The sequence below is a fragment of the Streptomyces sp. NPDC059957 genome (genome assembly GCF_042730015.1).
Classification (GTDB): domain Bacteria; phylum Actinomycetota; class Actinomycetes; order Streptomycetales; family Streptomycetaceae; genus Streptomyces.
The window spans coordinates 94,866-106,253 of record NZ_JBHWMB010000025.1; the positions used below are offsets into that span (position 1 = coordinate 94,866).

Sequence of the window (11,388 nt, forward strand, 5' to 3'; positions counted from 1 at the left end):
CGGGAACGGATCACACGCCGAACCCGTTCAATTCCCGAAGGGGGCAAAACGGTACACGCTCCTCACCAATACGCCCCCGAGACCCCATAAATCGCCCATGATGGTAACCGCCCGACGGCTCAAGCCTGCAATGCCCGTCGGAGCCGGTCAGGGTTCACCCTCCAGAAGGTGTGCTGTTCACCGTCCACCAGCACGACCGGAATCTGCTCCCAGTGCAGGCGGTACAACTCCTCGTCCTGCGAAATATCCTTCTTCTCCCACCGTGCGCCCGTCTCGGCGCAGACCTTCTCGACCACTTCCTGGGCATCGTCACAGAGATGACACCCCGGCTTCCCGATGAGCGTGACCACCCGCTCCTCGGGACGCTTCTTTTGGGCACGGCGCAGCAAAGGACTCATGCACCCATTCTCCCGCGCCGCCGTGCCGACCGGGCCGCACCCTGCGCACCGAAGAGTTCACATCACCGATTCCCATCGGTTCGGGAACTCCCGAACACAGTGGCTATGCTCGCGTCATGGCCGCTCTGGGATGGCTCACCCCCCGTAGGCGCTCCGCCACCGCGCGGAGCGTGCTGGCAGGCGAGGCCTCGGCCGAGGCCGCCCGCAAGACCGCTCTGGCCGACGAACCACAGGCCGGCCCGGACTTCGCCGGAACCACGGAAGCGGAACGCGCCGCGGAGGCGGAGGCGGAAGCGGAGCCCCAGGCCCCGCAGGAGCCCGCCGAGCCCGAGTTCCCCGTCGCCGGCGACGACCTGGCCGCCGCCTTCTTCGACCTCGACAACACCGTCATGCAGGGCGCCGCGATCTTCCACTTCGGCCGCGGCCTCTACAAGCGGGAGTTCTTCCGCCGCCGCGAGCTCGCCCGCTTCGCCTGGCAGCAGGCCTGGTTCCGGCTCGCCGGGGTCGAGGACCCCGAGCACATGCAGGACGCCCGCGACAGCGCGCTGTCCATCGTCAAGGGACACAAGGTCTCCGAACTGATGTCCATCGGCGAGGAGATCTACGACGAGTACATGGCGACCCGGATCTGGCCGGGCACCCGCGCCCTGGCCCAGGCCCACCTCGACGCCGGCCAGAAGGTCTGGCTCGTCACGGCCGCACCCGTCGAGACCGCCACGATCATCGCCCGCCGGCTCGGCCTGACCGGAGCCCTCGGCACCGTCGCCGAGTCCGTGGACGGCGTCTACACCGGCCGACTGGTCGGCGAACCGCTGCACGGCCCCGCCAAGGCGGAGGCGGTCCGCGCCCTGGCCGCCGCCGAGGGACTGGACCTCGAACGCTGCGCGGCGTACAGCGATTCGCACAACGACATTCCGATGCTGTCGCTGGTCGGACATCCGTACGCGATCAATCCCGACACAAAACTGCGCAAGCATGCCCGCGCCAACGACTGGCGCCTGCGCGACTATCGGACCGGCCGCAAGGCCGTGAAGATCGGCGTCCCGGCCGCCGCGGGCGTCGGCGCGATCGCGGGCGGCACGGCCGCCGCGATCGCCCTGCAGCGCCGCCGCAAGTAGCGGCCGCGGGGCCCCGCCCGGCCTCCCGCCCCATCACACCCGGCGCCCGCCCGTGCCCGGGGCATTCGCTCACCTCTACCCGCGCCCCCGGCGCGGCACTCCGCCCTGCCCCACTCGGTCGCGAGCCACCGTGGAAGCAGGCATTCCGCGCACCCAAGTGATCAAGAATCGATCACCATCTGTGCCTGAATATGCCCTCGACACGCAACAGAAGTGTCGTAACCGGTGATTTGAGCAACTGGGTGTAGCGCTGCCTGTACGAAGCGTTATTCTCCTCAAACGCATGCCACCGCCATCTGTCGCCACGACGGGTGAACGGTCCCGCACTGCACGTGATGGAAGCTCTGCCTCTGGGAGTCCCGTGTACCCACCTGTCGGGGTTGACGCCTCGGGCCTGGCTACGCTGCGCGCAACGGTCCTCGACCAGCTGCGCGGCTTCGTCCCCACCGCGTACACCGTCCCCGCATTCGCCACCGCGGTCCCCGCCGGACTCGGCCCGGCCGGTCCTTGCTATGCCCTGACCGACGGCGGGGCAACGGTGGGCAGACGCGGTCGCGCCGGCGGCTCGTCCGCCGGGGGCGCTGCCGCCGGGACCACCGCGCCCGCCGCCCGCCGTCCCACCGCGGACAGCGACCAGGCCCGCATGATGGACCTGGTCGAACGCGCCCAGGCCGGCGAGGCCGATGCCTTCGGTCGCCTGTACGACCAGTACAGCGACACCGTCTACCGCTACATCTATTACCGCGTCGGCGGCAAAGCGACCGCGGAGGATCTCACCAGCGAGACCTTCCTGCGCGCGCTGCGCCGTATCTCCACCTTCACCTGGCAGGGCCGCGACTTCGGCGCCTGGCTCGTGACGATCGCCCGCAACCTGGTCGCCGACCACTTCAAGTCGAGCCGCTTCCGCCTGGAAGTCACCACCGGCGAAATGCTCGACGCCAACGAGGTGGAACGGTCCCCCGAGGACTCCGTCCTGGAGTCCCTCTCCAACGCGGCCCTGCTGGAAGCCGTACGGAAACTCAATCCGCAGCAGCAGGAGTGCGTGACCCTGCGCTTCCTGCAGGGCCTCTCGGTCGCCGAGACGGCCAGGGTGATGGGGAAGAACGAGGGTGCCATCAAGACCCTCCAGTACCGGGCGGTCCGCACCCTGGCCCGCCTGCTCCCCGACGACGCCCGCTGACGCCGCCCTCCTCTCACATTTCGGTACCCCTCCCTGATGACCTTGATGAAACCGACGACCCTGACGACCCCGATGCCACCGACGACACCGTCGAATCCAACGACGCTGTGGTCCGATCATCCTTCGTCCGTAACCCAAGTGCCGCGCCGCTCGTTGTGGGGAATGCAGGCTCCCTGTGGACAAGCCCTGACCGAAGCCGCTCACTCGAAAGTGTGGATGTGCTCAAGGAAGGCAACCTTCCGGACACCTTGGGGAGTCGATCGTCATGACGAGAGGAGGTGCCGCCAGTGATCGCGAACGTGACTCCGCACCGGCGGGCGAACGCCTTCGCCCAGGCCCTGGAGGAGCGGACCCCGTCCGACCTTTCGGAACCGGACCCGGCGGCCGAGCAGTCCGAGGCACCTGCCGAACCTGCCGACCACGACCGGTTGTTGGCCCTGGCGAGCGTGCTCGGCGAAAGAATGCCGCGCCCGGTGCTGGACCCCGAGGTCAAAGTGGTGCAACGAGCCCAGCTCATTGCCGCCATGGAAGCCAAGGTGATGGAAGAGAGGGCCGGGGGCGGCGTGGCCGCCGACCCTCAAGTGCCCGAACAGCGGACCGGCCGCGGCGCCCACCGGGCGACCTCGCTCCGGAAATTGCGGCCCCGCTCCCGCTGGTCCAAGGGCATCGCGGCAGGCGGTCTCACCGTAGGTGTGGCCGCGGGGGCCTTCAGCGGAGTGGCCGCTGCCAGCACGGACGCCCTGCCGGGTGACCACCTGTACCCCGTGAAGCGGGGCATGGAGGACATCCGGCTCGGGATGGCCGACGACGATTCGGACCGGGGCGAGCTCTATCTCGACCAGGCCTCGAACCGCCTGTCGGAAGCCCGCCGGCTCATGGAGCGCGGCCGTCTCGGCGCACTCGACCACGAGTCCCTCGGCGAGATCCGCCGGGCCCTCGCGGGCATGAAGCACGATGCCTCGGAGGGCCACCGGCTGCTCCAGGCCGCCTACGAACGGGACGGCTCGCTCGGCCCGATCCAGGCGCTGTCCTCGTTCTCCCGCTCGCACCGGGACGCGTGGGCCAAGCTCCGGGGCAACCTCCCGGCGCAGCTCACGGACGTGGGCGGTGAGGTGGAGTCGGTCTTCCAGGCCATAGACCAAGACGTGGCGCCGCTCCAGAATCTGCTTCCGAAGCCTCCGGAACAAACCCGCGGCTCCGGACCTTCCACGAAGCCGAGCGCTCCGGCGGGCAAGCAGCAGGCGACGCCCACTCCGGGCGCCCCGTCCGCGGCCCCCACGCCGGCGGCCTCGGGTTCCCCGAAGGCTCCGCCGCCGGGCGGCGGTGGTCTCCTGGGCGGCACGGGCGACCTCTTGAACCCGCCCGCGGGCGGCCAGTCCACCCCGTCGGAATCCGGCCCGGCCCCGACCCCCGCCCACCCGGACATCACCCTCCCGCCCCTCCTCCCCGGCCTCCTCCCAGGCCTGGGCCTCAGCGCGGAAGACGCGGACTAGCGCCGGACAGGAAAAAAGGCCGGCGGGGCTGGAACATCCAGCCCCGCCGGCCTTTTTCTTCGAGCCCCAAGAACCCGACCCACACATGCGAGCTGCCCCTGGCAACGGCGCGTCAGAAGAAGACCGACCTCCGCTGCACCAGCAGCTTGTACAGCGTGTGCTGGATCTGCTCCCGCACCTGATCCGTCAGGTTGAACATCAGCATCGGATCCTCGGCGGCCTCAGCCGCGTACCCGTCCGTCGGAATCGGTTCCCCGAACTGGATCGTCCACTTCGTCGGCAGCGGCACCGCACCCAACGGCCCCAGCAGCGGGAACGTCGGCGTGATCGGGAAGTACGGGATCCCCAGCAGCCGCGCCAGCGTCTTCGAGTTGCCGATCATGGGGTAGATCTCCTCCGCCCCCACGATCGAGCAGGGCACGATCGGCGTCCCCGCGCGCAGTGCGGTCGACACGAACCCGCCCCGCCCGAACCGCTGGAGCTTGTACCGCTCGCCGAACGGCTTCCCTATCCCCTTGAAGCCCTCGGGCATCACGCCCACCAGCTCCCCGGCCTCCAGCAGCCGCTGCGCGTCCTCCGCGCACGCCAGCGTGTGCCCGGCCTTGCGCGCCAGCTCGTTCACCACGGGCAGCATGAACACCAGGTCCGCCGCCAGCAGCCGCAGGTGCCGCTGCGCAGGGTGCTGGTCGTGCACCGCGACCTGCAGCATCAGACCGTCCAGGGGCAACGTCCCGGAGTGGTTCGCCACGATCAGCGCACCGCCCTCCTTCGGGATGTTCTCGATGCCCTTGACCTCGACCCGGAAGTACTTGTCGTACAGCGGCCGCATCAGGGACATCAGGACCTGGTCCGTCAGCTCCTTGTCGTAGCCGAAGTCGTCGACCTCGTACTCCCCGGTGATCCGGCGCCGCAGGAACGCCAGCCCGCCGGCGATCCGCCGGTCCCAGCCGTCCCCCGCCGCCGGCTCCGGTACGGCCTCCACCACCGGCTCCGCCACCGGTTCCACGGCGGGTGCGAGCGGCGCCTCCGGCGCGACCCGTACCCGCCGGGCGGGCGAGGACCGCCGTCGCGGCCGGTCCTCGTCGAACGGAATGACCTTGGCGTCCGCCACTATCGCTTCGCTCCATCCATGTCCACGTCCAGCAACCCGGCCACCCGGTCCACGGCCCGGCCCACCCGCTCCGGCGGCAGGATCCCGCCGCCCCGGCTCCGCGTGAAGTCGGCGAAGGTCTCGGCGGTCGTATACATCGGCTCGAATCCCAGGGCCTCGCGCATCTGCGTGGTCTCCACGACCCGCCCGTGCGTGAGGAGCCTTATCTGCTCGGGCGAGAAGTCCGTCGCCCCGACCGCCCGCAGCGCCGAGCCGAGCCAGGTCACCGCGGGCAGCAGCAGCGGCACCGTCGGCCGCCCCAGGCGCCGCGCGCACTGCGACAGCAGCAGCACCCCGTCGCCGGCGATGTTGAAGGTCCCGCTGAGCCCGCCGGGCCCGCTGGTCTGCGAGGCGAGGCGCAGCACGTCCAGTACGTCGTCCTCGTGCACGAACTGCAACCGCGGGTCGTAGCCCAGCACGGTCGGGATCAGCGGCATCGAGAAGTATTCGGCGAGCGCCGAGTCGGCGAAGGGCCCCAGGATGTTCGCGAACCGCAGCACGCACACCGCGACGTCGGGCCGCCTGCGCGCGAAGCCCCGTACGTACCCCTCGACCTCGGTGGCGTCCTTCGCGAAGCCGGGGCCCGGCAGCGACTTCGGCTGCGTGGTCTCGGTGAAGACGGCCGGATCCCGCGAGGTGCCCCCGTACACACTGGTACTGGACTTCACCACGAGCCGCCGTACCGTCGGCGACTTCTGGCAGGCTCCCAGGAGCTGCATCGTCCCGATGACGTTGGTTTCCTTGACGGTGCTGTACGAGCCGGAGCCCGCGCCCGTCGCCGCTCCCCCGGTGACCGCGAGATGGACCACCGTGTCGACGGCGTTCTCCGCGAGCACCCGGGCGATGGCCGACTGCCTGATGTCCGCACGGACGAACTCGGCCGAGCCGAGCCGGTGCGGCGGGGTCACCGCGTCGACCGCGATCACCCGCTCCACTTCCGGGTCCCGCTGGATCCGCCGCACGAAGCGGCCTCCCAGTTGCCGGGCAGCCCCGGTGACCAGCACGACCTTCCCCACGAGCTCAGCGCCTCCCTCGAAGAAGTCCCCCGGCTGCACCACAGCCCCTCCACCAGAATGGTGGAGGGGCTGCGGAAAACACGTACAGCTGCCGTTTACTTCTTGTTACGGCGCTGGACGCGGGTGCGCTTGAGCAGCTTGCGGTGCTTCTTCTTAGCCATCCGCTTGCGCCGCTTCTTGATAACAGAGCCCACGACTACCCTCGCTCACTTCTCTTCATTCGGTGCGGGGCGTCGGGGCCCACACGACCTACGTCGGCCTAGCCTACCCGCCCGAGCTCTGAGCTTGTAATCCGCGTGCCCCCGAGGGGTAACCGCGGGCTCCCGACCCTCGCCCTCAGGCCGATTCCACCCCCACGAAGGACTCGCGGAGGTACTCGTGCACCGCATTTTCCGGGACCCGGAAGGACCGGCCCACCCGGATTGCGGGCAGATGTCCGTTGTGCACCAAGCGGTACACGGTCATCTTCGACACTCGCATCACCGAGGCGACCTCCGCCACGGTCAGGAACTGAACCTCACTGAGAGGCCTCTCGCCAGCAGCCATGACACACCTTGACCTTCCGCGCATGACGGGCACCGGCTTCCCCTCCGGTTACGCCCCGTCGTCGCACGCTCACTCACCAGAGTAGGGGCGTGTGATACGAGTGGGGAAGAGGAGCTACGTCCACTCCTGCCGACCCGACAGACTCGCCCGATTGAGTACATAGCGAGTGAGCGGTCGGTAGTAGTCCGCGCGCACCGCGTCATCAAGCGGAACCGCCACCGACACCTGTCCCTCGGCTTCCCCCACGAACAGCGCGGGATCATCGGTATCGGCCAGCCCGATCGCCTCCACACCGAGCTGACCTGCACCGCAGACCCACCCGTGGTCTCCCACCACCAGCTCCGGCAACGGCCCTCCGGCCTCCGCCAGTGCCCCGAGCGCGATCCGAACCGGCAGTGGCGAATGGGAGTGCGCGCCGGTGTCACTCCCGTCCGGCCGCACGCCGTCTTCCCGCACCAGTGCGACCCCCCGTACGTAATCGATGCGGTGCGTGCGTACGCCGAACCGGGTCTGCATGTCGACGCGCACCCCCCGCGCCGGAGTGAGGACTTCACATCCCGCCGCCGACAACGCCCCCGCCAAGGTGGCGTAGAACCCCAGGAGCCGGTGCGGATGACCGGTCCCGAACAGCACCGGCGCCCGTGCCCGCGCCACTGCCCGCAGCCGCTCCGCGAAGGCCTCCAGCCCCGCCACCGTCAGCTCGGGATCGATCACGTCCGGCCCGCTGACGTGCGCCGGATCCGCCGAGACACCGCACTTCTGCGCCATCAGCCGCAGCAGATCACCCTCGCCCCAGCCCCACGCGGGATCCAGTCCCAGCAGCACCCGCGGATCCCGCGCCGCGAACAGCCGGTAACTGCGCAGGCTTTCCTCCCGAGAGGTCGCGACGGGCCCGGCCAGTCGGGCGGCCAGCAGATGCGCACGCAGCGCCCCGGTACTCAACACCCTCCCGATGCTCCCGCATCCACCCTGACGGATCGCCAGTTCCGGCCATTCCCCCACCCGTTGGCCCAACACATCCAGCCTCGCCGGCGTTTGAGGCGCGGGGTCTGGGGCGGAGCCCCAGGGGGGCCGGGCGCAGCCCGGGGAACGGTGGAAGGGCGGGTAGGGGACAGCCCCGCAGGGCCCACCCAGTCGCCGCTCAGGCCAGCAACCCCCGCAGGGGGAACACCGCCCGCCGGGTGGCCAGTACGGCCTGGTCGATCCGATCGGCAGGGTCGTACCCACCCTCCCAGTCCCGCCAGGCAGGCACCCGCCCGTCCGTCATCCGCCCGGGCGCCAACTCCCGCGTCCGCGCATACACCGCATCCCGCCAAGACCCCGGCACGGCCGTCTCCGGCGGGATCGGCTTATGCCCGGCAATCGCCACCAGGTGCGTCCAAGACCGCGGCACCACATCCACGACGGCGTACCCGCCCCCGCCCAGGGCCAGCCACCGCCCGCCCTCCACCCACGCGTGCGCCAGCTCGTGGCACGCCTCCATCACCGCCCGCTGCGCGTCCAACGACACCGCCAGATGTGCCAGCGGGTCCTCGAAATGCGTATCGGCCCCGTGCTGCGTCACCAGCACCTGGGGCCTGAACTCCTCCAGCAGCTCCGGCACCACCGCGTGGAAGGCCCGCAGCCACCCCTCGTCCCCGGTCCCGGCGGGCAGCGCGATGTTCACCGCCGACCCCTCCGCCGCCGGCCCGCCCGTCTCCTCGGGCCATCCCGTCTGCGGGAACAGCGTCCGCGGATGCTCGTGCATCGAGATCGTCAGCACCCGCGGGTCGTCCCAGAACGCCGCCTGGACCCCGTCCCCGTGGTGCACGTCCACATCCACGTACGCGACCCGCTCGGCCCCCAGCTCCAGCAGCCGCGCGATCGCCAGCGCCGCGTCGTTGTAGATGCAGAACCCCGCCGCCCCGCCCGGCATCGCGTGGTGCAGCCCGCCGGCGAAGTTCACGGCGTGCGCGGCCTCCCCGCGCCAGATCGCCTCGGCCGCCGCCACGGACTGCCCGGCGATCAGCGCGGACGCCTCGTGCATCCCGTGGAACGCCGGATCGTCCGCCGTCCCCAGCCCGAACGAGCCGTCGGCGGCCCCGGGGTCGGCGGACACCTCGCGCACCGCCGCGACGTACTCCTCGCGGTGCACCAGCCGGAGCGTCGAATCCCCGGCCGGCCGGCCCGGCCGTACCTCCAGCTCCCGGTCGAGCCCGAAGGCCCGTACCAGGCCCATGGTCAGCTCCAGGCGCACCGGGTCCATCGGATGGCCCGGCCCGAAGTCATACTTCGTTACCGCCTCGTCCCACATCAACAGCCCGGTCACCGGTTCGCCGCTCATGCCGGACACCGTATCGGGCGGGCTCCGTAGCGAACGAGCGGGCATGGAAGAGAGTGACGAGGACCAGCACCATCGGCACGAGCATCGCCCCCCGGTAGCTCCAGGCGTCCCCGATCCCGCCCACGAGCGGCGCCCCGATCAGGAATCCGACGTAGTTGAAGATGTTGAGCCGAGCGATGGCGGTGTCGGAGGCTCCCGGGAACAGCCTGCCCGCCGCGGCGAAGGTCTGCGGCACGATCACGCACAGCCCGAACCCCAGCAGGGTGAAGCCGAGCATCCCCACCCACGCCCCGGGCGCCGCCGCGACCACGGCGAACCCGCCCGCCGCGACGACCGTCCCGATCCGTACGACGGCCACGGCCCCGAAGCGCCGCACCCCGAGGTCTCCGACGGCCCGCCCGATCAGGGTGGTCACCATGTAGACGTTATAGGGGACGGTGGCGAGCTGCTCGGAGCTGCCGAGCACGTCCTGGAGGTACTTGGCGCTCCAGTTCGACACCGTCGAGTCCCCGATGTACGCACACGCCATCACCAGGCACAGCGGCAGCAGCAGCTTGAACCCGCCCGGCCCGAGCCCCTTGGCCTCGGCGGCGCCGGCCTTGGCGTTCTGGTCCACGTAGAACCGGCTGGCGAGGAGCGCGAGCGGCAGCAGCACCGCGACGGCGGGCAGATAGGAACTGAACAGTGAGAGGTGCCAGTGCGCCCCCGCCCATGCGGCGGAGGCCCCCAGGATCCCGCCGAGGCTGTAGGACGCGTGGAAGCCGAGCATGATGCTGCGCCCGTACGCGCCCTGCAGGCTCACCCCGAGCATGTTCATGGAGGCGTCGAGCGCCCCCACGAACAGCCCGAACGCCCCGAGGGCCAGCGCCACGTGCCACATCTCGCTGCCGGCGCCGACCCCGAGCAGTGCGAGCAGCACGAGCGGCTGCGCCCACCGCAGTACGGTGCTGGGCGCGACCCGCTTCACCAGGTGCTCGGTGACCACGCTCGACACACCGGCGAGGATCGGCACGGCGGCCAGGAAGACGGGCAGCAGTGCGTCGGATATCCCGTACCGGTCCTGAATGGCGGGGATCCTCGTCACGAGCAGGGCGAAGGCCACGCCCTGCACGAAGAAACTGAACCCCAACGCCCCGCGCCCGCGGCTCAGCCGCACGTCTGCCGTCATGGCGGCTCAGCGTAGGCGCCGGTCCTACCGGTGGGTAGAGCGATCACATATCGATTGGGTCAGTGCGAGAACCCACCGCTGTAACCGGTGTATCCCGACCCGGCGCCCTCCGCCAGGCCCAGCAACCCGGCCAGCTGGTTCATGTCGCCGAAGTATCCGGTGGCGCCGGGCAGCCGGTCGGCGGGCACCATCGCGGTGTACCCGAGCACGTCCATCCCGGCGGCCAGCGCGGCCTGGACGCCGAGCGGGCTGTCCTCGACGACCACGCACCGGCCGGGCGCCACGCCCATCTGGTCCGCGGCGTGCAGGAACAGGTCGGGGGCGGGCTTGCCCTTCCCGACGTCCTCCGAACTGAAGATCCACTCCTCCTCGAACCATTCGTCGAGCCCCGCCGCCCGGTGCCCGACCCTGATCCGCTCGTGGCTCCCGGAGGACGCGAGGCAGTACGCGGTCCCGCTCTCGACCAGAGCCGCCAGCACCCCCTCGACCCCGGGCACGGGCTTGAGCTCCCGCTCGAAGGCCGCGAAGGTGCGGGCGTGCAGCGTGTGGTCGAAGTCGGCCGGCAGGTCCTGCCCGGTCCGTTCCCGCACGAGGTCGTGGACCCGGTGGACCGCGGCCCCCATGTAGTCGCGGAGCGACTCCTCGTACGAGGTCGGGTGCCCCAGCTCGGTCAGGTACCCGGCGAGGATGCTGTTGGCGAGCGGCTCACTGTCCACCAGCACGCCGTCGTTGTCGAAGATGACGAGGTCGTAGCCCATGCGACAACCCTACGAGCCGTCAGGCCCAATCCATCCGGACCCCATGCCGGGCATCCGCAGGACATCCAAAGATCCTGCCCCGCCCGCCCTCACCCTCAGCGAGGTTTTGGCCCAGAACGCAGAAAAGCCCCGCACCAGTTTCCTGGTGCGGGGCTTTCCCACAATGATTGTTCGGCGGCGTCCTACTCTCCCACAGGGTCCCCCCTGCAGTACCATCGGCGCTGAAAGGCTTAGCTTC

The 11,388-nt window shown here is 70.4% G+C and carries 12 protein-coding genes; 3 read left to right on the top strand and 9 right to left on the bottom strand.

What is annotated here, in order from left to right; all coding sequences use genetic code 11:
- Window positions 1-119: 119 nt before the first annotated feature.
- Window positions 120-398 (bottom strand): glutaredoxin family protein, encoded by a 279-nt coding sequence (locus ACFWBW_RS18915; protein WP_385373797.1) that lies wholly within the window; start codon window positions 396-398, stop codon window positions 120-122.
- A gap of 116 nt (window positions 399-514) precedes the next feature.
- Here ACFWBW_RS18915 and ACFWBW_RS18920 point away from each other — a divergent pair, with 116 nt between their 5' ends.
- The 3 genes from ACFWBW_RS18920 (at window position 515) to ACFWBW_RS18930 (ending at window position 4,189) form a co-directional block, all read left to right on the top strand.
- Entirely contained in the window at window positions 515-1,516 is a 1,002-nt protein-coding gene (locus ACFWBW_RS18920) for an HAD family hydrolase (RefSeq protein ID WP_385373799.1), read from the top strand.
- A 361-nt stretch (window positions 1,517-1,877) separates the two neighbouring features.
- Window positions 1,878-2,696, top strand: a complete 819-nt coding sequence (locus ACFWBW_RS18925; protein ID WP_243340126.1) for an ECF subfamily RNA polymerase sigma factor, BldN family — start codon at window positions 1,878-1,880, stop codon at window positions 2,694-2,696.
- A gap of 287 nt (window positions 2,697-2,983) precedes the next feature.
- Window positions 2,984-4,189 carry a DUF5667 domain-containing protein gene (locus tag ACFWBW_RS18930; RefSeq protein WP_385373801.1) on the top strand — a complete coding sequence of 402 codons (1,206 nt, stop codon included), beginning with the start codon at window positions 2,984-2,986 and terminating at the stop codon, window positions 4,187-4,189.
- A gap of 112 nt (window positions 4,190-4,301) precedes the next feature.
- Here ACFWBW_RS18930 and ACFWBW_RS18935 read toward each other — a convergent pair whose 3' ends face one another.
- The 8 genes from ACFWBW_RS18935 to ACFWBW_RS18970 form a co-directional block, all read right to left on the bottom strand.
- Entirely contained in the window at window positions 4,302-5,300 is a 999-nt protein-coding gene (locus ACFWBW_RS18935; protein WP_385373803.1) for a lysophospholipid acyltransferase family protein, read from the bottom strand.
- Window positions 5,300-6,355, bottom strand: coding sequence for an NAD-dependent epimerase/dehydratase family protein (locus ACFWBW_RS18940; protein WP_385373832.1), 1,056 nt, complete (start codon window positions 6,353-6,355; stop codon window positions 5,300-5,302). The genes ACFWBW_RS18935 and ACFWBW_RS18940 overlap by 1 nt, the downstream gene beginning before the upstream one ends.
- A gap of 95 nt (window positions 6,356-6,450) precedes the next feature.
- Complete coding sequence (locus ACFWBW_RS18945) at window positions 6,451-6,549, bottom strand: 30S ribosomal protein bS22 (RefSeq protein ID WP_003948845.1); 99 nt, start codon at window positions 6,547-6,549, stop codon at window positions 6,451-6,453.
- Between the two features lie 142 nt (window positions 6,550-6,691).
- Window positions 6,692-6,901: a helix-turn-helix domain-containing protein gene (locus tag ACFWBW_RS18950; RefSeq protein ID WP_162688852.1), complete on the bottom strand. Its 210-nt coding sequence runs from the start codon at window positions 6,899-6,901 to the stop codon at window positions 6,692-6,694.
- Between the two features lie 114 nt (window positions 6,902-7,015).
- On the bottom strand, window positions 7,016-7,846 hold the full coding sequence (locus tag ACFWBW_RS18955) for a phosphatase (protein WP_385373805.1): 831 nt from the start codon (window positions 7,844-7,846) through the stop codon (window positions 7,016-7,018).
- Window positions 7,847-8,042: 196 nt separating this feature from the next.
- A complete protein-coding gene (locus tag ACFWBW_RS18960) occupies window positions 8,043-9,194 on the bottom strand; it encodes an acetoin utilization protein AcuC (RefSeq protein ID WP_385373833.1) in 1,152 nt (383 codons plus the stop codon).
- Window positions 9,166-10,392, bottom strand: a complete 1,227-nt coding sequence (locus ACFWBW_RS18965; RefSeq protein WP_385373807.1) for an MFS transporter — start codon at window positions 10,390-10,392, stop codon at window positions 9,166-9,168. The genes ACFWBW_RS18960 and ACFWBW_RS18965 overlap by 29 nt, the downstream gene beginning before the upstream one ends.
- Window positions 10,393-10,451: 59 nt before the next feature.
- Window positions 10,452-11,150, bottom strand: a complete 699-nt coding sequence (locus ACFWBW_RS18970; protein ID WP_385373809.1) for an HAD family hydrolase — start codon at window positions 11,148-11,150, stop codon at window positions 10,452-10,454.
- Window positions 11,151-11,388 lie beyond the last annotated feature (238 nt).

Bases quoted from the DNA above. Each gene is read 5' to 3' on its own strand.
- ACFWBW_RS18915 (WP_385373797.1), bottom strand. From the start codon at position 398: ATGAGTCCTTTGCTGCGCCGTGCCCAAAAGAAGCGTCCCGAGGAGCGG.
- ACFWBW_RS18920 (WP_385373799.1), top strand. From the start codon at position 515: ATGGCCGCTCTGGGATGGCTCACCCCCCGTAGGCGCTCCGCCACCGCG.
- ACFWBW_RS18950 (WP_162688852.1), bottom strand. From the start codon at position 6,901: ATGGCTGCTGGCGAGAGGCCTCTCAGTGAGGTTCAGTTCCTGACCGTG.
- ACFWBW_RS18960 (WP_385373833.1), bottom strand. From the start codon at position 9,194: ATGTGGGACGAGGCGGTAACGAAGTATGACTTCGGGCCGGGCCATCCG.
- ACFWBW_RS18965 (WP_385373807.1), bottom strand. From the start codon at position 10,392: ATGACGGCAGACGTGCGGCTGAGCCGCGGGCGCGGGGCGTTGGGGTTC.
- ACFWBW_RS18970 (WP_385373809.1), bottom strand. From the start codon at position 11,150: ATGGGCTACGACCTCGTCATCTTCGACAACGACGGCGTGCTGGTGGAC.